Source organism: Brucella sp. NBRC 12950 (genome assembly GCF_030268145.1).
Lineage (GTDB): Bacteria > Pseudomonadota > Alphaproteobacteria > Rhizobiales > Rhizobiaceae > Brucella.
In genome coordinates, this window is the sequence record NZ_BSQC01000012.1 from 145,654 (window position 1) to 162,935 (window position 17,282).

Here is a 17,282-nt window from a genome sequence, read left to right on the forward strand (position 1 = left end):
CACTTTTGCTGGAAATGCTAAAATTTTTGTTCATCTCTCCGTCAGCTTCAGCTCGATGCGGCGATTTCTTGCGCGGGCATCGGGTGCATCGGAACTATCGAGCGGCTGATACTCGCCAAAACCTGCTGCAACCAGACGGTTGGCTGGTACGCCATTGGCGATCAGATATTTGACCACTGCCGTTGCGCGTGCTGACGAAAGCTCCCAGTTGTCGCGGAAGCGACCCGTGCCTGCCAGCGGCACATTGTCGGTATGTCCATCTACCCGCAGAACCCAGTTGATGTCATCCGGAATTTCCTGATTGAGCGTGATGACCGCATCAGCGAGTTTCTTCATCTCTTCCTGACCGGCAGGATTGAGATCGGAAGAGCCCGTTGGGAAAAGAACTTCCGACTGGAACACGAAACGGTCGCCGACAATGCGGATATTTTCCTTGTCGGACAGGATCGCACGCAGGCGGCCAAAGAAGTCGGAACGGTAGCGGTTGAGTTCCTGCACCCGCTGTGCGAGCGCCACATTAAGACGACGACCGAGGTCAGCGATCTTGGCATTCGATTCGCGATCACGCGATTCGGAGGCATTGAGCGCATCTTCAAGGGCTGCAATCTGGCGGCGCAGCGCTGAAATCTGCTGGTTCAGCAATTCCACCTGCGAGAGCGCCTGCGCACTGACCTGTTTTTCCGCATCAAGGCTTTGGTTCAGTTCACCTGCGCGTTTTTCGGCGGCAGCACCCGCGCCGCTGCCTTCATTGAGAAGGGCTTGCAAGCGCGAGCGTTCGCTCTCCGCTCCTGACAACGAGGCTTGCAGATTGGCAATCGTGTCCTGCATGTCCTGCGAATTGCTTTTCTCAAGCGATAGAAGCTGTGTGAGTTCCTGTATCTGGCTGTTGAGACGTGCCAGAGCGCTGTCTTTGGTGTCGACATCGCGGCTCAGCAGAAACTGCCCCAGCACGAAGACTGTGAGCAGAAACATGATGGCGAGCAGCAATGTCGTCAGTGCATCGACGAAGCCGGGCCAGTAATCGACATGACGCTGCGGGCGGCGGTTGCGGGCTAGAGCCATGGTGCTTACTCCGGCCGTGTGCGGTCGTTCGGACGTTCGCCAGAGGATTTTGCGCCAATCACCTTGTTCAGACGGTCGAGCGTTTCGCGGATGGCTTTTTGCTCATCTGCCTGTTTCTCGACCCAGTCGCGCATCATCTGCTGTTCGCTGCGCATACTCTTAACCAGCCCCTGAATGCCTTCGGCGAGGTTGGCGAGAGCAGCTGATGTGCGCTGGCTCGATGCGTCACCGCCTTGCAGGTTCTGTACGCGCTCAGCAAGGTTGCGGACACCATTGAGACTTTCATCGGTGCTAAGATCGGAGCCGAGGTCTGTGACCGAGGAAAGCCAGTTTTCAAGCTCGGTATAGAAGCGGTTTTGCGCGCGGCCAGCCTGAAGATCGAGGAAGCCGAGAATCAGCGATCCCGAAAGACCAAACAGCGAGGAGGAGAAAGCCGTGCCCATGCCCGAAAGCGGTGCCTGAAGCCCTGCTTTGAGCGAATCGAGCACATCTGTTGTGCTGCCCGAGCTTGGATCGAGCGACTGGATGGTCTGACCGATAGAGCCAACCGTTTCAAGCAAGCCCCAGAAGGTGCCAAGCAGGCCGAGAAAGACCAGAAGGCCGATGAGATAGCGCGAAATATCGCGGCTTTCATCAAGGCGCGTGGCAATCGAATCGAGAATGGATCGGGTCGATGTGGTTGTTAGTGCCATCGACTGTCTGCGACCGATCAAGGCTCGCATGGGTGCAAGGAGCACGGGCGGGCGGGTGGTGCCGTCGCGTTCGCCATCGCGGAACGAATTGACCCAGCGGATTTCCGGGAGCAGCCGCAGCACCTGCCCGAAGGCAAGCAGGATGCCGACGAGCAGCACGCCAAAGATCAGGCCGTTAAGACCCGGATTGGTGACGAAGAATGTATGGATCTGCCGCATCAGGACTGTCGCCAGAAACGCGACAATGATTAGAAAGATTACCATAGAGAGAATGACAATTCTCGGGCTGCTCAGGCGGTAAGGATCATAGTCCCGTGCATCGTCAAGGCGTTCCCGTGAAAGTCTCAAATCGCTCATGCGTCCTGCTCCATGGTCGGGTGTTCGGACAGAATCCTACTTCATTCGTTAGCGAAGCGGAATCACCTGAAACGAGAAAATTGCACAGCTTTATGAAGATTATTGCCTGAACTGCGACAGAGCATAAACTCGTAAATGAGCGGTATTATTTGTTCGCGCTGCCATATCCTATTTTAGGATCGGCTGATTTTATTGTTTATAATTGTTAATATGAATTATTTTAAATATTGTTATTTTTATATTTCAGAAATTTGATAATTTTAAATTGTAAATTCAACTTTATTTGAGGGGACTGCCATGCATTGGTGGAATATTCTTGGAAATATACTTGAGGCTGTCGGTAAATTTCTCGGTCAGTGGTAATCGCTTTATTGATACTAAAGCTTTAAATTAAATAGAGAAGGCCGGTCCATCACTGGATCGGCCTTCTCGTCGATTCTTCAAAAGTTGACCCAGATGCAAATAAAACCGGATCAACAGCGTTACGAAGCTTCTTAAATCGGTTTGTTGACCGTCTTGAGCAATGCCGTCTGAATGATTTCATTGCCAGCAACGATGGTCTTGGTGCCGAAAATGTCCTGGCCGCCCTTTTTGTCGGATACAAAGCCACCGGCTTCGCGGATCATCAACATGCCTGCGCCGAGATCCCAAGGGTGCATACCGTCTTCCCAGAAGCCGTCGAGACGGCCAGCAGCAACATAAGCGAGATCGAGAGCAACCGCACCCATACGGCGAATGCCAGCGGTTTCACCCATGACGTTGCGCAGTTCGACGAGGTAATGGCCGTGGCCGGGGCGACCCAGATGCGGGATGCCGGTGCCGATAACGCAATCGACGAGTTTGTTACGGGCTGCGACGCGCAGACGGCGATCGTTGAGGAATGCGCCACCGCCACGTTCAGCGGTATAAAGTTCGTCCATTGCCGGATTGTAGATAACGCCAGCAACGATCTGCCCCTGACGCTCAAGAGCGATGGAGACTGCAAAAATTGGAATACCGTGGAGGAAGTTGGTGGTGCCATCCAGTGGATCGACCAGCCAGCGATGCTGTCCATCCTTGGATTCAACCTCACCCGATTCTTCCATCAGGAAGCCAAAATCCGGGCGGGCGCGGCTCAGTTCGGTGTAGATGACTTTTTCCGCTTTGCGGTCGGCCTGGCTGACGTAATCGCCTGGACCTTTGAGAGAGACCTGAAGGTTCTGCACTTCGCCGAAATCGCGCGCAAGGCCACGTCCGGCCTTCATAGCGGCCTGAACCATTACATTGAGAAGGGCTGAACGCGCCATCTGATCATCCTTTTTAGAAGCGCATCCCGAAACCTGTGAGCCGGTTTTCGGAAAAGATGCGCGTTTATAAACCTGAGAGCGCCGATCTGATCGGGTCAGATCGAATGGCACTCAAAACTGAGCAATCTGAGAAAGAACTGTCACGGTCTTATCGAGAGACCGGACTGCGGCGCCAGACAAGCAGGCGCCGCTGAATTTTGGTTAAGTGGATTATGCGCGGCTGATGTAGGTCAGTTCGCTGGTGTCAACGATCACGCGTTCACCCGATTCAATGAATGGTGGAACGAGGATGCGGATGCCGTTTTCGAGGATCGCTGGCTTGTAGGAAGAAGCAGCCGTCTGGCCCTTGACGACCGGGTCAGCTTCAACGATTGCAAGCGTAACCTGCTCTGGAAGACGGATGCCGATTGGTTTTTCTTCGTAAAGTTCGACCGTGACCATCATGCCATCCTGAAGGAAGGCTGCGCGGTCGCCAACGAAATCCTTGAGCAGTTCGAGCTGTTCGTAGGATTCTGTATCCATGAATACCAGAGCTTCACCCTGTTCATAGAGGAACGAGAAGTCCTTCTGCTCCAGACGAACGCGTTCAACGGTTTCTGCAGCGCGGAAACGTTCGTTGAGCTTGGTGCCGGTGATGAGGTTCTTCAGTTCGACCTGATTGTAGGCGCCGCCTTTACCTGGCTTGACCGCATTGGTCTTAACCGCAGCCCACAGACCGCCATCATGCTCGATGACATTGCCTGGGCGGATTTCGTTACCATTGATCTTCATGAGCTTAATCCGGGAATAAAAAGTGAAAACTGTTGCGGCCCGGCGCATCACGACAGAAAGGCAATCGCCCACGTTAAATTGGGGGATTGCGTCCATCTTTTAACTCGAACCACGATAATCGGGTTTCCAAGACCATAAAATGGCGCTTTGTGCAAGCCTGAGAGCTCATTCTCGGTATCATTGAATGCGAAATTTGGCGTGTAAGGCATCATCTCAAGCATAAATTTTTCTGTCTGAAGATGCGGAACATCGGAAACAGCTTTGCAGAGCCAGCTCAGCTTAATCGCAATTTCTTGTGGTCTGACACAAAAATCTGCCCTATGTCCGACTACAGCACAATTCCTCAAGCTTGAATTCGTTTAACGTAGAATTATGCTGAACGTATAGAGTGTTAGAGCGATCTTTGTGCCCCAAAAAGGGCGCAGGACGCTCTAGGATTTTCTGTGTGAGACCTCTCATTCGAGTATGTTCACGACTTTATACCCGAGGCGCAATCTTATCGCTCCGTGTTTTCTTCCGGTTCGATGATGCTCAAGAATTTCTGGAGAGAGTTATGAAAACCGCAGCGAAGGCAATCCCCGGCATCCGTCAAAAGTTTTTCCACTCAGCCGCAGCAGGCCTGCTGCTCTCGACTATCGCAGCTGTTTGCGTTCCAACCATCGCTTCAGCCGCATCTCCAGCTGTTAATGCTCACCAGCATGATGCCGCCGCCGCCGCACCTGATGCGGGGGCAGTTCTGGAAGCAATCTACAAGGTAGACGGTGACGGCTCTGATTCCTACGATGTTGGAAAAGGAGTAACGGCGACCTATTGGCTGGGTCATCAGTTTGAGCTGGAAGGAAAGCAATATTTCACCGGCTTTGCATGGGAAACGCCGGCGCAAAAAGAGGGGGCTGAGGGCGGAGAGGCCGGCCCGGAGGCTCAGGTCAGTCTCTCGGAAGCAACCTTTGTGCTGGTGGATGGATCATGGACGCTTGCCCATGCTGCGCGTGATATCGGTTCGATGGGCTCTTACGAGAAACCCGACGAAGTCGATACGAACCGCAAGGTTGCAGAATATCGCACGCCGTCAGGGAAAATTGTGTTGGCCGTTCCTATTGCCGGTTTCGATAACGGTTCGTCCTACAATGGCTTTGACATATTCGCCTTCAACAAATCATGGACCCATGTCGGCTATCTGTTGGCGGGTGAAGATAATGGCGCTGCCTGCTCTGACGGCGAAGTGATGCCCTGTGTGTCGAGCCAGGGCGAGGTGGCTTTTGCTCCGGATGAAAAGTCGGATATGCCAAAGCTGGTGGTAAATTTTACGGGTACGACGATCTCTGCTCCGGGCGAGACGCGTGAGCTCGGCGCTGATGATGCGGCGACCTATGTTTATGATGCGAGCAAAAAGGCTTACGAAAGCCAGTAATACCAAGGCGGCTCAAGATACTAACGCATCACGCCTTGAAAAAAGGTTCAATCGCCACTCGGGCTTAACCAAAACCCCATGAGCCATACTCATGGAGTTTTTGTATAAGGCTCCGGCCAAAGCCGCAAATAAACAGCGGCACATTTAGAGCGCTGTGCGCCCTCTTGGACCCACAAAGGCCGCACTAACACTTTATGCTATAGGTGCGCGCTTTGGGATCTATAGGCTTTGATGAAGGCTGTTATTATCGAACCCGCAGGTCGTTTGCTGTCTGGATTGCTTGTTTGAGCTGATCGTCTGCAAGACCATCCATCATGTCATTCAAATCCGGCGAGCGGAAACCGGCTCTCTGGGCAATGATGTACCAGGCGGCTGACTTAACAAGATCGCCATCTGTTCCAATGCCATCGCGATAAAGGCGGGCAAGCCATGCCTGCGCCATCACCATTCCACGTTGCGCAGCAATCTGCATCCAGCCAAAGCCCTGCTCGTAATTGCGGTCGCCACCACGCCCTTCGATCAGCCAGCGGCCAAGATCGAATTGCGCTGTATCATAGCCTTTGCGCGCGGCGCGCAGCAGATATTCACGCGCTTTTGGTTCGTCGCGTGCAATCTTGTCGGTGCCATTGGCGTAAATCTGGCTGATCGCATATTCGCCATCGGCAAGCTTGGCATCGGCCGCTTTTTCAAACCACGGGAATGCCTGATCAAGACCAGCTTTACCCGGTGTTTTCATGAGCAGCATTTGCCCATAATTGAACTGCGCCATGGCATTGCCGCCTTCGGCAGCCTTCTGCATCAGCTCTGTGGCCTTGGCTGTATTCTTCGCAATGTATTTGCCCTGAAGAAGCAAGGCCGCATAACGGAACTGCGCTTCATTAACGCCTTGCACAGCTGCTTTCGCATACCATTCAGCGGCTTGCTTCTGATCGGCAGGTACACCGAGACCACGCGCATAAATCTCTGCGATCAGCGTTTGTGATGCTGGGTCGCCTTTTTCAGCCTGCGGTTTGGCGAGGTTGAATGCAGTCAGGTAAAGCCCACGCTGATACGCACCGAAAGCCTCATCCGCAGGCTTATCGCCAAACCGGCTTGGATCGATCGCCGGAAGCGTTCTGGTTGATGCCGGTTGCGGCAGCATTTTGGGCTTTTCCGCAGGCTTGTCGCCCTTGCTGTCATGGTTTGTTTGTGCGCCTGTCGGTTCACCCGCAGACATTGCAGCGGGGGCAGATGCAACAAAGATCAAAGCCGTAGCGAGAAGAATTCTGCTCTTCATGGGGGCGTACAAAACCTTGGCGGATTTAATTTTCAAAGCGGGGTGCATTTTCATCGAGAAGCCTGTTGGCTTCAGCGACAGCCTTTGCAGGATCTTCGGCCTCGAAGACTGCGCGGCCGAGGGCCACGAAATCAGCGCCGGTTTGTGCTGCTTCAACGACACTTTCAATCGTATTGCCGGCCTGTGCAATACTTGGAATTTCGACCATTTCAGCCCACCATTCAGCCAGCGCAAGATTGCGAGGATGAGCATCGGACTTATTGTCTGCGCCAATTTTGCCAAAGAAAACATAATCAGGCTGCAGTTCGCCGATCTCCATCGCGCCGTGACGATCACGAAGATTGCCCGTGCCAACGATAAACTTTGGCGTGTGCTTTTCGATGGCTTCAGCAAGTTCACTGGCTTTGCCTTCGATATGTATGCCGTCGGCACCGACGCGACCTGCAATGCGGGTGTCATTGAGAATGATAGCCGCCGCACCATTTTCCTGAATGATGGAAACGGCTTTCTGGGCTGATGCCTGAAAAGCGGCTTCATCCAGATCGCCACCGTCGAGAATCACGCTCGCAACATCGCCACCTGAGAGCGCTGCAGACAAAAGCTTTGCCAGCGCATCACCATCGGCAAGCGGTGGTGCGACCAGCAAGAGGCGGCAGCGTTCATTTTCCTGTGAAGTATTGGGCGTGTTCATAAACCAAACCTAGCGAAAGATGTTGATGGAATTCGGGCATAAAGTAAGAGGACTTCGTTGAACAGTCCTTTTGCATTGGCACGCCTTTGTTGAAGGGCCGGAAGGTCGTGTTCTGGCATTATGTTATCCACTGGAACGAAAGTTGATTGGAACCAACCGGGTTCCGCCCGAATTACCAGCTATATAGGCGGCAATGAGTGCTGCGCTATTGCAGACGGAAAAACAAACGGCAGGCAGGTGAAATGACGAGTGAAACGGCGAAAATAGTGCCAAAGGTTCGCGATACACGTATCGACGTGTTCCGCGCGCTGGCACTGCTTACGATTTTCATCAATCATGTACCCGGAACGATTTTCGAGCACTTCACGCACAAGAATCTCGGCTTCTCTGATTCCGCTGAAGCTTTTGTTCTGATTTCAGGCATGGCGGTGGCTTTGGCCTATGGCGGCAAGTTTGCGCCGGGTAATCGTCTCGTGCTGACCTTGAAAATGTGGCGTCGCGCCTGTGTGCTTTATACTGCGCACATCATGACGACGCTTGCGACGATCGGTATTTTTGCTGCCGCCGCCATTTTCCTCAAGCATCGTGAGCTGCTCACGCAGATCAATATCGGCCCGCTGGTCAAGCAGCCGGTTGAAGCTCTGCTTGGTCTGGTCACGCTTGGACATCAGCTCGGCTACAACAATATTTTGTCGATGTATGCCGTCATGCTTCTGATGACGCCATTGCTGCTGCTGCTTGCACGCATCAGCCTTTCGCTGATGGTTGCTGTGTCGGGTACAGTCTGGCTTCTGTCGGGTCTATATGGTGTTGCACCGATCAACTACCCGACTGGCGGCGTCTGGTTCCTGAACCCACTGTCCTGGCAGTTCCTGTTTGCGATCGGTATTGCCGGTGTCATGTATGTGCGTCGCGGTGATAAAATCCCGGCACATCCTGCGCTGATTGCAGTTGCTGTCGGTTATCTGGTTCTGTCGCTGGCCTGGGTTCGCATTCCGCTCTGGGGCATTGATGCCTCAATGGGAATGCCTGCGGTCCTGACGGGCTTTGACAAGACCTTCCTTTCGGCTCCGCGTCTACTGCATGTGCTGGCGATGGCTTATCTGATCGCGGTTGTGCCGACGTTGAACAGTATTGCGCGCACGTCTTCTGATAATCCGCTTGCCATTCTGGGTAAGCATTCGCTGCCTGTGTTTATTGCTGGTACGCTGCTGGCAATGGTTGCGCAGGTGATGAAGCTCGTTAATCCGGGTGGTCTGCCATATGATGCGCTGTTGATTGCAACGGGTGTGGTGATGCAATTCGCACTGGCTTATTATCTTGAGTGGCTGCCAACGATCGGTTGGGGAAAGAAGCCAGCGGCAAAGCCTGCAACCGCCGAAGGCACCAAGGTTCCGGCCGCATCAAACCCGAAACCTGCTTTGCAACGGGTATGATCGAGTAATTTTTAAAAGCCGCCTTCGGGCGGCTTTTTTATTTGGGCTTGCTGACAGGGCGCGGAAACTTCCACAGCTTGAGCCCAAAATTAACGCTTCATTAATCTTAACGGCGTTAAATGGTTTACATCCAGTTCGGCTGGATTCTTACCGAGTGGTTTAGCCACTCTGTTTGACGCCTCCCTGTTAAACTCCTGAGAGCCGCCTTTGCGGCTCTTTTTTTATGCTCTTCTTGCGGGCAGAGTTTTCAGAGCGTCATGCGTTTGATTGCGCCCGCTGCACGCTTATCTCTTTGTTTTCGCGCATATCGTTATCGGAAAGCCAGCTCCGGTCTTTCCGCGACTGGCTTTAGTCGTTTACCATCATTGAAAATCCTCCCAAAAATATTAACTCTTCATTAAACATATTCTTGCGCGACAGTGCATGAAGGTGCAGTTTGTCGTGGACTCATTAAAAGCGGCTGTTCCGTCTTCGCTCTCCCCATGATCGAACAGCGGTTCAAGAAATTCATTCGCATGCATTTGAGGTATGCGAGCAACAAAATGGACGCTGATGCGTTCATGTAAGGTGGCAGAGCAGTGATTAGCGAACAGGGACAGATGCCGGGCAATATGATCAGCCTCGCTGAGCGCATGGTTTTCTCGGATTCCTTTAAGCCGATTTACAGTGAAGGCATGGATATGGTTGAGGAAGCGGCCAGCTACCTCGATGGTGAAGGCCGTGAAGAAGCGCGCACTCTCTCGCGAGTTGCCGCAACCCTTTATGCTGCCGAATCGATGCGCCTGACCACCCGCCTGATGCAGGTTGCTTCATGGCTTCTGCTGCAGCGCGCTGCCCGCAATGGCGAAATGTCCCGTCAGCAGGTTGAATCCGAAAAGGCCAAGGTTCGTCTTGATACGCCATCGGCAGGCGATGTAGCGGCAGGCTGGAATGAACTTCCTTTTGCCTTCGTTGAACTTATCGAGCGTTCGATCCGCCTTCAGGCCCGCGTGCGCCGCATGGATCGCAATGTCTATGGCGAAGTCGTTTCGCTGCAGACCACACCACGCGGCAATCCGGTGTCGGATCAGATTGTGCTGCTCAAGACGGCTTTCGGCGCTTCCTGATATTTCTTTGATGTGCGCATCCCGGCGCGCATGTTTCTCTTTTGTTCACATTTATGCTGTCAAGTGAACCTGTCTGAGGATAGGGTTCACTTATGAAAGAAACGATTCGCATCATTGGTATTGATCCGGGGCTCCGCCGTACCGGCTGGGGCATTGTCGAATCGCTTGGAAATTCCCTGCATTTTATCGGCTCCGGCACGGTGACGTCGAATGCCGAGATGGATCTCGCTTCACGGCTTTGCCAGCTGCATGAGGGGCTCGCAAAGGTCCTGCATGAATTCATGCCGCATGAAGCCGCCGTCGAACATACATTCGTCAACAAGGATGCAACTGCTACGCTCAAGCTCGGTCAGGCGCGCGGTATTGCACTTCTGGCGCCTGCTCAGGCCGGGCTTCCTGTTGCGGAATATGCGCCCAACGCCGTCAAGAAGGCGGTGATTGGCGTGGGCCATGGTGAAAAGCAGCAAATTCATATGATGGTGAAGGTTCTGATGCCGCGCGCAACGTTCGATACGAGCGATGCTGCCGATGCGCTCGCCATTGCCATCTGCCATGCACATCACCGTCAGAGCATTGTCAGCGCACGCAGATTGCAGGCGCTTCTAAGTTAACGCGCATCTTGTTCCGAAAACCGTTACACATTTTTCGGGATGCGCTTTTAGCAGGATAGGTATCAAATGATCGGCAAGCTCAAGGGCGTGATCGATGAAATCGCTGAGGATCATGCTGTCATCGACGTGCATGGCGTTGGCTATGTTGCTTTTTGTTCGGCCCGTACGCTTGGTAATCTTGGCGGGGCAGGGGAAGCGGCTGTTCTGTTTATCGAGACCTATGTGCGCGAGGACATGATCCGCCTTTATGGTTTCGCATCGCAGCTTGAGCGCGAATGGTTCCGCCTGTTGCAGAATGTACAGGGCGTTGGTGCCAAGGTCGCGCTTGCCGTTCTGGGTACATTGACGGTGCCGGAACTCGCCAATGCGATTGCGTTGCGCGATATCAATATGGTGTCGCGTGCGCCGGGCGTTGGCAAGAAGGTGGCCGAACGTATCGTTACCGAGTTGAAGAACAAGGCACCGGCGTTTGCAGGGGAAGCCAGCGGCACGATCGGGCTTAAGCAGGAAATCGGCGCGGGTGCGGCTTCGGCACCAGTGAGCGATGCGGTTTCAGCGCTATCCAATCTGGGCTATTCACGCGATCAGGCGGCCAATGCGGTGGCTGCAGCACTTAGAGAAGCCGGAGAAGATGCAGATTCGGCCAAGCTCATTCGTCTTGGTTTGAAGGAGCTGTCGCGGTGAGATACTTGTCTCAGGTTAATGTTCATGCGAGAGGACTGGCATGAGCGACCGCAACCCTCTTATTGATGCTGATATCAGCGCTGAAGATGCCGATAGCACCCTACGCCCGCAAACGCTTAATGATTTTGTGGGGCAGGCGGCTGCGCGCGCTAATCTAAAAGTCTTTATTGAAGCTGCAAAAGTGCGCGGCGAAGCACTGGACCATGTGCTGTTTGTCGGGCCTCCAGGACTTGGCAAGACCACACTTGCGCAGATCATGGCCAAAGAACTTGGCGTTAATTTCCGCTCGACCTCTGGTCCGGTGATTGCCAAGGCCGGTGATCTCGCAGCACTTCTGACCAATCTCGAAGATCGGGATGTTCTGTTCATCGATGAAATTCATCGTTTGAGCCCGGCCGTCGAAGAAATTCTCTATCCGGCGATGGAAGATTTTCAGCTCGATCTCATCATTGGTGAAGGTCCGGCAGCGCGTTCGGTGAAGATTGATCTTGCGAAATTTACGCTGGTTGCAGCGACCACCCGTCTTGGGCTGCTGACCACGCCCTTGCGGGATCGTTTCGGTATTCCGGTCAGGCTCAATTTCTATACGGTCGAAGAGCTTGAATATATCGTGCGCCGTGGCGCGCGCATCATGCAGATGGGCATTTCGCCTGATGGTGCGCTGGAAGTCGCACGTCGTTCTCGCGGCACACCACGTATTGCAGGCCGTTTGTTGCGCCGGGTGCGCGATTTCGCGCTGGTCGCAGGTGCCGATGTGATTGATCGCAAGATCGCCGATGAAGCGCTTTCACGGCTTGAGGTTGATAATCGCGGGTTTGATCAGCTTGACCGGCGTTATCTCGATATGATCGCACGCAATTTTGGCGGTGGTCCGGTCGGTATCGAAACAATTGCAGCGGGATTGTCTGAACCGCGAGACGCAATCGAAGACATCATCGAACCCTATATGATCCAGCAGGGCTTTTTGCAGCGTACCCCACGAGGACGTGTTTTGACGGCACTTGCCTGGCAACATATGGGACTGGCCGCGCCTGCTGAGGTGACACAACAGTCGCAGTTCGGCCTTTTCATGGAAGACGAATAGTTATGGATCATGCGCAGGTTGCGGGCGAACTGAAAGACGGGACCCATCATCTCTATGCCCGCATCTATTATGCCGATACGGATTTCTCGGGCTTCGTTTATCACGGTCGCTATCTCGAATTTTACGAGCGCGGCCGCACCGATTTCCTGCGTCTTCAGGATGTTCACCATATCGAGCTTGCTGAAGGTTCGCTTGGTGAGGAAATGGTCTGGGTCGTTCGCCGCATGGAGATCGACTATAAATCGCCTGCAAAGATGGACGACCTCATCCTGATCGAAACCCGTGTCAGCGAAATTCGCGGGGCACGGGTCATTATGGCGCAGAAGATCACCTGTGATGGACGATTGCTGTCAGAAGCCAAGGTCGAGGCGGTGATGATCACCAAGGAAGGACATCCGCGCCGAATTCCCGATGAATGGCGTGAAGCTTTCACGAAAGCTGACTACAGCGTAACTCCCTAAACTTGGATCAGTTTAAGGTAAAATTATGCTGTAAAGATAGAGTGTTAGAGCGACCTTTGTGTACCCAAGAGGGTGCAAGGCGCTCTAATAGTTTCAGAAACGCCCGCAATAATTAACGGGTACATGGCGCTTCTCTTTAAATGATAACGCATCCTTAACCATAATATTCCATTAATCATGCTGACGGAATCGGTTGAGAGGCTGGGTTGAAGTGCAGCGCCTTCCTTTCACCAAAATTAACCGTAACAAGCGCTGTGAGGATTTAAAGTTGAAATCCGATATGGCGGTTGTGGCGCAGAGCGTCAGCATATCCGTCAGGGTGTGCAAAAAGCTCGTTAGATAAAGCTGCGCAGGTTGGGGCGTTCGGAAACGGACGTTTCTAGAAGAATTTGCGATGCCGCCCGGTTATGACGCCGGGCGTTTGGATTCGAGGACGGTAGATCGATGGAAAATGTTGCGCTTGCGGCCCCTGCCGCCGATATTACCCTCTGGGGCCTGTTCATGCAGGCAGGCTGGGTCGTTAAGCTTGTTATGCTTGGTCTGATCGTTGCATCGGTTTGGACCTGGGCGATCATCGTAGACAAGATTGTCGCTTACGGTCGCGCACGCCGCGCAATTGATCGCTTCGAGCAGGCTTTCTGGTCCGGTCAGTCGCTGGAAGAGCTCTACCGCAATCTCAATGATCGTCGCACAACGGGCATGGCCTCCATCTTCATGGCTGCCATGCGTGAGTGGAAAAAGTCGTTTGAGAAGGGTGCGCGGTCTCCGATTGCACTTCAGATGCGTATCGACAAGGCGATGGATGTGGCACTGGCGCGTGAAAGCGAAAAGCTGGAATCGCGGCTCGGCTTCCTTGCAACGATTGGTTCAGCGGCACCCTTTATCGGTCTGTTCGGTACGGTTGTCGGTATTATGACCTCGTTCCAGGCAATTGCAGCATCCAAAAACACCAATCTCGCCGTCGTGGCGCCGGGTATTGCGGAAGCGCTGCTTGCAACTGCTATCGGTCTTCTGGCCGCTATCCCTGCAGTTATTGCCTACAACAAGCTGTCGAGTGACGCGGGTAAGGTCAATGGCAGGCTCGAAGGCTTTGCGGATGAGTTCTCTGCCATACTGTCGCGCCAAATTGATGAGAAGCTGACGCCGCGCAGCTAAAGCATGTCGCGGAAAAGTGGGATCCGTTTTTCCGATAACGACAAGCGTGAAAACAAAATAGAGCGTTCCGGCATCTAAGCTAAATCGAGCCTTCGGGAATATTGAAATGGGCATGTCAGTTGGAAATCAGGGAATGCAATCGGGCGGACGCCGCAGGCGTGGTCGCAAGAAGGCATTGATGAGCGAAATCAACGTTACGCCATTCGTGGACGTGATGCTGGTGCTGCTTATCATCTTCATGGTCTCTGCTCCGCTTCTGACGGTTGGCGTGCCTATCGATCTGCCGGATACGCAGGCGAAAGCCATGAATGCCGACACGCAGCCGATCACTGTATCGGTCAGCAATGACGGCAAGATCTATCTGCAGGAAACTGAAATTCCGCTCGATGAAGTTGTTGCCAAACTTCAGGCGATTGCCAAGACCGGTTACGAAGAGCGCATTTTCGTGCGCGGTGACAAGGCTGCCGATTACGGCACCGTCATGAAGGTCATGGCTCGCATTTCCGCCGCCGGTTTCAAGAATATCGGCCTTGTGACACTCCAGGAGCAGGATAGCTGACGCCATCATGAAGGCTGGCCTGACATCTTCTGTAGCCCTCCATACCGTCGTTATCGCGTTGGGGCTTTTCTCCTTCTCCTCGCCGAAGGCTTTCGACGTGCAGGATTCGGAGTCGTTTCCGGTCGACATCGTGCCGATCGAATCGATTACCCAGATCCAGCAGGGCGATAAGACTGCGCCGATGAAGGAAAAGTCGGCGCCTGTTCCGACGAAAAAGCCGAATGTCGTTCCCGATGCTCAAAACGTCGGCGACAACGACGTCGATCTTCAGACGCCTCCAAAGCCTGATAACAAGGCGAAGCCCATTGAAGCGGCTGAGGAACCAAAAGCACAGCCGGAGCCGGTGAAAAAGCCGGAACCGAAGCCAGATCCAAAACCTGAACCCAAGCCGCAGGAACAGCCGACACCGGTGCCTGCGACCGAAGTTCAGACCAAGCCTGAAGAAAAGCAGGAAGTGAAGCCGGATCCGGTTGCGGAAGCAATCGAGAAGCAGGCGGAAGCACCTGATCAGACGGCTCCAAAATTGCCGGATAATGTTCCGGCACCACAGGCAAAGCCTAAACCTCCGCAGGCGCAGACGGCTAAGACGCCTGATCGCAAGCCGACGGAAGAAAAGAAGCCTACGCAGTCCGCCTCGCAGACTTCGCAGTCGAAGAATGATGCCATTGCTGATGAAGTGGCAGCACTCCTCAACAAGCAGAAGGCATCGGGCGGCGGCGCAAAGCGTTCGACCGATCAGGCATCGTTGGGCGGCAAGAAGAATACAGGCGGCTCGAAGCTGAGCCAGAATGAAATGGATGCCCTTCGTGGTGCGATTTCCAAGTGCTGGAATGTGCCTGCCGGTGTGGCAGACGCTCCAGGTCTGGTCGTGACGGTGAAGATGCGTCTTAATCAGGACGGCTCTATCCAGGGTTCTCCTGAGGTAACATCTGGTGGCGGTGGTGACGGTGTGGGCCGTGCGGCAGCTGAAAGCGCCAAGCGCGCTGTGGCTCGTTGCGCACCATACAATCTGCCAGCAGACAAATATGATTCATGGTCGGAAGTGATCGTCAACTTCGACCCGAGCGAAATGTTCTGATCGGATTTCCGGTCGCAAACAAGTTGAATGCCAAGGACAAAAGAGGTCCCAGAAGATATGAAAATAGGCATCATGAAAACAAAGATCCGCGCAGCCTTGTCGGCTTTCGCCTGTGTGATCGCTGCAAGTCTTGTTTCCACCATGCCTGCTCGCGCGGTGGTGGAAATCAACATCAACAAGGGTGTGGTCGAGCCACTGCCAATTGCTATCACCGACTTCCTGTCGGCAGATCAGCTTGGACCGAACATCACTTCTGTCATTGCTGCGGATCTTGAGCGCTCTGGCCTTTTTGCGCCAATCAACAAAGGCGCGTTCATCGAAAAGATTTCCAATCCCGATGCATCGCCGCGTTTTGAAGACTGGAAAGTTATCAACGCGCAGGCACTGGTGACGGGCCGCATTACCAAGCAGCCAGATGGCCGTTTGAAGGCTGAGTTCCGCCTGTGGGATACGTTTGGCGGTCAGCAGATGATCGGCCAGCAGTTTTTCACCACGCCGGATAACTGGCGTCGTGTTGCGCACATCATCGCCGATGCGATTTATGAGCGCCTGACCGGTGAAAAGGGCTATTTCGATACACGTATCGTGTTTGTCGATGAATCCGGCCCGGCACAGAAGCGCGTCAAGCGCCTTGCGATCATGGATCAGGACGGCGCGAATGTGCGCTATCTTTCCGATGGCCGTGACATTGCTCTGACGCCACGCTTCTCGCCGAACCGCCAGGAAGTCACTTATATGTCGTTCGCTGGTGGTCAGCCGCGCGTTTATCTGCTGCAGCTTGAAACCGGTCAGCGCGAACTTGTCGGCAACTTCCCCGGCATGTCGATTGCGCCACGCTTCTCGCCAGATGGTCAGAAAGTTGTAATGAGCCTGCTGCAGGACGATGGCAGTGCGAACGTCTACACGATGGACCTGCGTAATCGCTCGACAACCCGTCTCACCAGCAGTCAGGCAATCGACACGAGTGCGTCTTATTCGCCTGATGGTTCGCAGATCGTCTTCTCGTCCGACCGTGGTGGCCGTCCGCAGCTTTATGTCATGGGCGCCGATGGCTCCAATCCACGCCGTATCTCGGCGGGTGATGGCAGCTACTCGACCCCTGTCTGGTCGCCACGCGGTGATCTGATCGCCTTCACCAAGCAGTCGCAGGGCCAGTTCTCGATCGGTGTCATGAAGACCGATGGTACAGGTGAACGTCTGCTGACTTCTGGCTTCCACAATGAAGGTCCGACCTGGGCTCCAAACGGTCGCGTCCTGATGTTCTTCCGCAAAGCTGCAGGCGCTGGTGGACCAAAGCTGTTCACGATTGATCTGACCGGTCGTAACGAGCGCCAGATCCAGACGCCGAACTTCGGTTCCGATCCGGCATGGTCGCCACTGCTCGAATAGTGCCGTAAGCTGCATTGATATTTAACAAGGCGCGAAACTTCTGTTTCGTGCCTTTTATTTTGCACGACCAATACAGAGCTACAGGCGAATTAGGAGCGAACAGAGCTCTAGATTGGCCGATTATGCTCAAATTGCCACAATCTTAGCCTTTGGGCCGTGTTTCTGCCGCATTT

General features: G+C 53.8%; 17 protein-coding genes. 11 read left to right on the plus strand and 6 right to left on the minus strand.

Annotated features, from left to right (window positions below; translation table 11 throughout):
- Nucleotides 1-30: 30 nt before the first annotated feature.
- From QSJ70_RS19750 to efp, 4 genes are all read right to left on the minus strand, one after another.
- A complete protein-coding gene (locus QSJ70_RS19750; RefSeq protein ID WP_113158620.1) occupies nucleotides 31-1,062 on the minus strand; it encodes a peptidoglycan -binding protein in 1,032 nt (343 codons plus the stop codon).
- Nucleotides 1,063-1,067: 5 nt separating this feature from the next.
- On the minus strand, nucleotides 1,068-2,111 hold the full coding sequence (locus QSJ70_RS19755; protein WP_285538942.1) for a flagellar motor protein MotA: 1,044 nt from the start codon (nucleotides 2,109-2,111) through the stop codon (nucleotides 1,068-1,070).
- Nucleotides 2,112-2,605: 494 nt separating this feature from the next.
- Entirely contained in the window at nucleotides 2,606-3,397 is a 792-nt protein-coding gene (locus QSJ70_RS19760) for an inositol monophosphatase family protein (RefSeq protein WP_285538944.1), read from the minus strand.
- Between the two features lie 210 nt (nucleotides 3,398-3,607).
- The gene (gene efp / locus QSJ70_RS19765; RefSeq protein WP_007876600.1) at nucleotides 3,608-4,168 is read right to left on the minus strand and encodes an elongation factor P; all 561 of its coding nucleotides are present in this window, start codon (nucleotides 4,166-4,168) and stop codon (nucleotides 3,608-3,610) included.
- Nucleotides 4,169-4,721: 553 nt separating this feature from the next.
- Between efp and QSJ70_RS19770 the strand changes: the two genes are divergently transcribed.
- On the plus strand, nucleotides 4,722-5,579 hold the full coding sequence (locus QSJ70_RS19770) for a hypothetical protein (RefSeq protein WP_285538947.1): 858 nt from the start codon (nucleotides 4,722-4,724) through the stop codon (nucleotides 5,577-5,579).
- 244 nt (nucleotides 5,580-5,823) lie between these two features.
- Here QSJ70_RS19770 and QSJ70_RS19775 read toward each other — a convergent pair whose 3' ends face one another.
- Both QSJ70_RS19775 and QSJ70_RS19780 read right to left on the minus strand, forming a co-directional pair.
- Complete coding sequence (locus QSJ70_RS19775) at nucleotides 5,824-6,855, minus strand: tetratricopeptide repeat protein (RefSeq protein WP_502871697.1); 1,032 nt, start codon at nucleotides 6,853-6,855, stop codon at nucleotides 5,824-5,826.
- Nucleotides 6,856-6,880: 25 nt separating this feature from the next.
- Nucleotides 6,881-7,546: a thiamine phosphate synthase gene (locus QSJ70_RS19780; protein ID WP_285538950.1), complete on the minus strand. Its 666-nt coding sequence runs from the start codon at nucleotides 7,544-7,546 to the stop codon at nucleotides 6,881-6,883.
- 242 nt (nucleotides 7,547-7,788) lie between these two features.
- On the opposite strand from QSJ70_RS19780, the gene QSJ70_RS19785 reads away from it, so the two are divergent.
- From QSJ70_RS19785 to tolB, 10 genes are all read left to right on the plus strand, one after another.
- The gene (locus QSJ70_RS19785) at nucleotides 7,789-8,982 is read left to right on the plus strand and encodes an OpgC family protein (protein ID WP_079212266.1); all 1,194 of its coding nucleotides are present in this window, start codon (nucleotides 7,789-7,791) and stop codon (nucleotides 8,980-8,982) included.
- Between the two features lie 599 nt (nucleotides 8,983-9,581).
- The gene (rcdA, locus tag QSJ70_RS19790) at nucleotides 9,582-10,088 is read left to right on the plus strand and encodes a protease adaptor protein RcdA (RefSeq protein WP_007876590.1); all 507 of its coding nucleotides are present in this window, start codon (nucleotides 9,582-9,584) and stop codon (nucleotides 10,086-10,088) included.
- A 92-nt stretch (nucleotides 10,089-10,180) separates the two neighbouring features.
- On the plus strand, nucleotides 10,181-10,699 hold the full coding sequence (ruvC, locus tag QSJ70_RS19795; RefSeq protein ID WP_007876587.1) for a crossover junction endodeoxyribonuclease RuvC: 519 nt from the start codon (nucleotides 10,181-10,183) through the stop codon (nucleotides 10,697-10,699).
- A gap of 66 nt (nucleotides 10,700-10,765) precedes the next feature.
- Nucleotides 10,766-11,383 carry a Holliday junction branch migration protein RuvA gene (gene ruvA / locus QSJ70_RS19800; RefSeq protein ID WP_064321046.1) on the plus strand — a complete coding sequence of 206 codons (618 nt, stop codon included), beginning with the start codon at nucleotides 10,766-10,768 and terminating at the stop codon, nucleotides 11,381-11,383.
- Nucleotides 11,384-11,423: 40 nt separating this feature from the next.
- Complete coding sequence (gene ruvB / locus QSJ70_RS19805) at nucleotides 11,424-12,467, plus strand: Holliday junction branch migration DNA helicase RuvB (RefSeq protein WP_007876583.1); 1,044 nt, start codon at nucleotides 11,424-11,426, stop codon at nucleotides 12,465-12,467.
- A gap of 2 nt (nucleotides 12,468-12,469) precedes the next feature.
- Complete coding sequence (locus tag QSJ70_RS19810; protein ID WP_007876581.1) at nucleotides 12,470-12,928, plus strand: YbgC/FadM family acyl-CoA thioesterase; 459 nt, start codon at nucleotides 12,470-12,472, stop codon at nucleotides 12,926-12,928.
- 444 nt (nucleotides 12,929-13,372) lie between these two features.
- Nucleotides 13,373-14,083: a protein TolQ gene (gene tolQ, locus QSJ70_RS19815; protein ID WP_007876578.1), complete on the plus strand. Its 711-nt coding sequence runs from the start codon at nucleotides 13,373-13,375 to the stop codon at nucleotides 14,081-14,083.
- A 106-nt stretch (nucleotides 14,084-14,189) separates the two neighbouring features.
- On the plus strand, nucleotides 14,190-14,642 hold the full coding sequence (tolR, locus tag QSJ70_RS19820) for a protein TolR (protein WP_007876576.1): 453 nt from the start codon (nucleotides 14,190-14,192) through the stop codon (nucleotides 14,640-14,642).
- Between the two features lie 7 nt (nucleotides 14,643-14,649).
- Nucleotides 14,650-15,720 carry a cell envelope integrity protein TolA gene (gene tolA / locus QSJ70_RS19825; RefSeq protein ID WP_064321043.1) on the plus strand — a complete coding sequence of 357 codons (1,071 nt, stop codon included), beginning with the start codon at nucleotides 14,650-14,652 and terminating at the stop codon, nucleotides 15,718-15,720.
- Nucleotides 15,721-15,777: 57 nt separating this feature from the next.
- Nucleotides 15,778-17,109, plus strand: coding sequence for a Tol-Pal system beta propeller repeat protein TolB (gene tolB, locus QSJ70_RS19830; RefSeq protein ID WP_007876573.1), 1,332 nt, complete (start codon nucleotides 15,778-15,780; stop codon nucleotides 17,107-17,109).
- Nucleotides 17,110-17,282 lie beyond the last annotated feature (173 nt).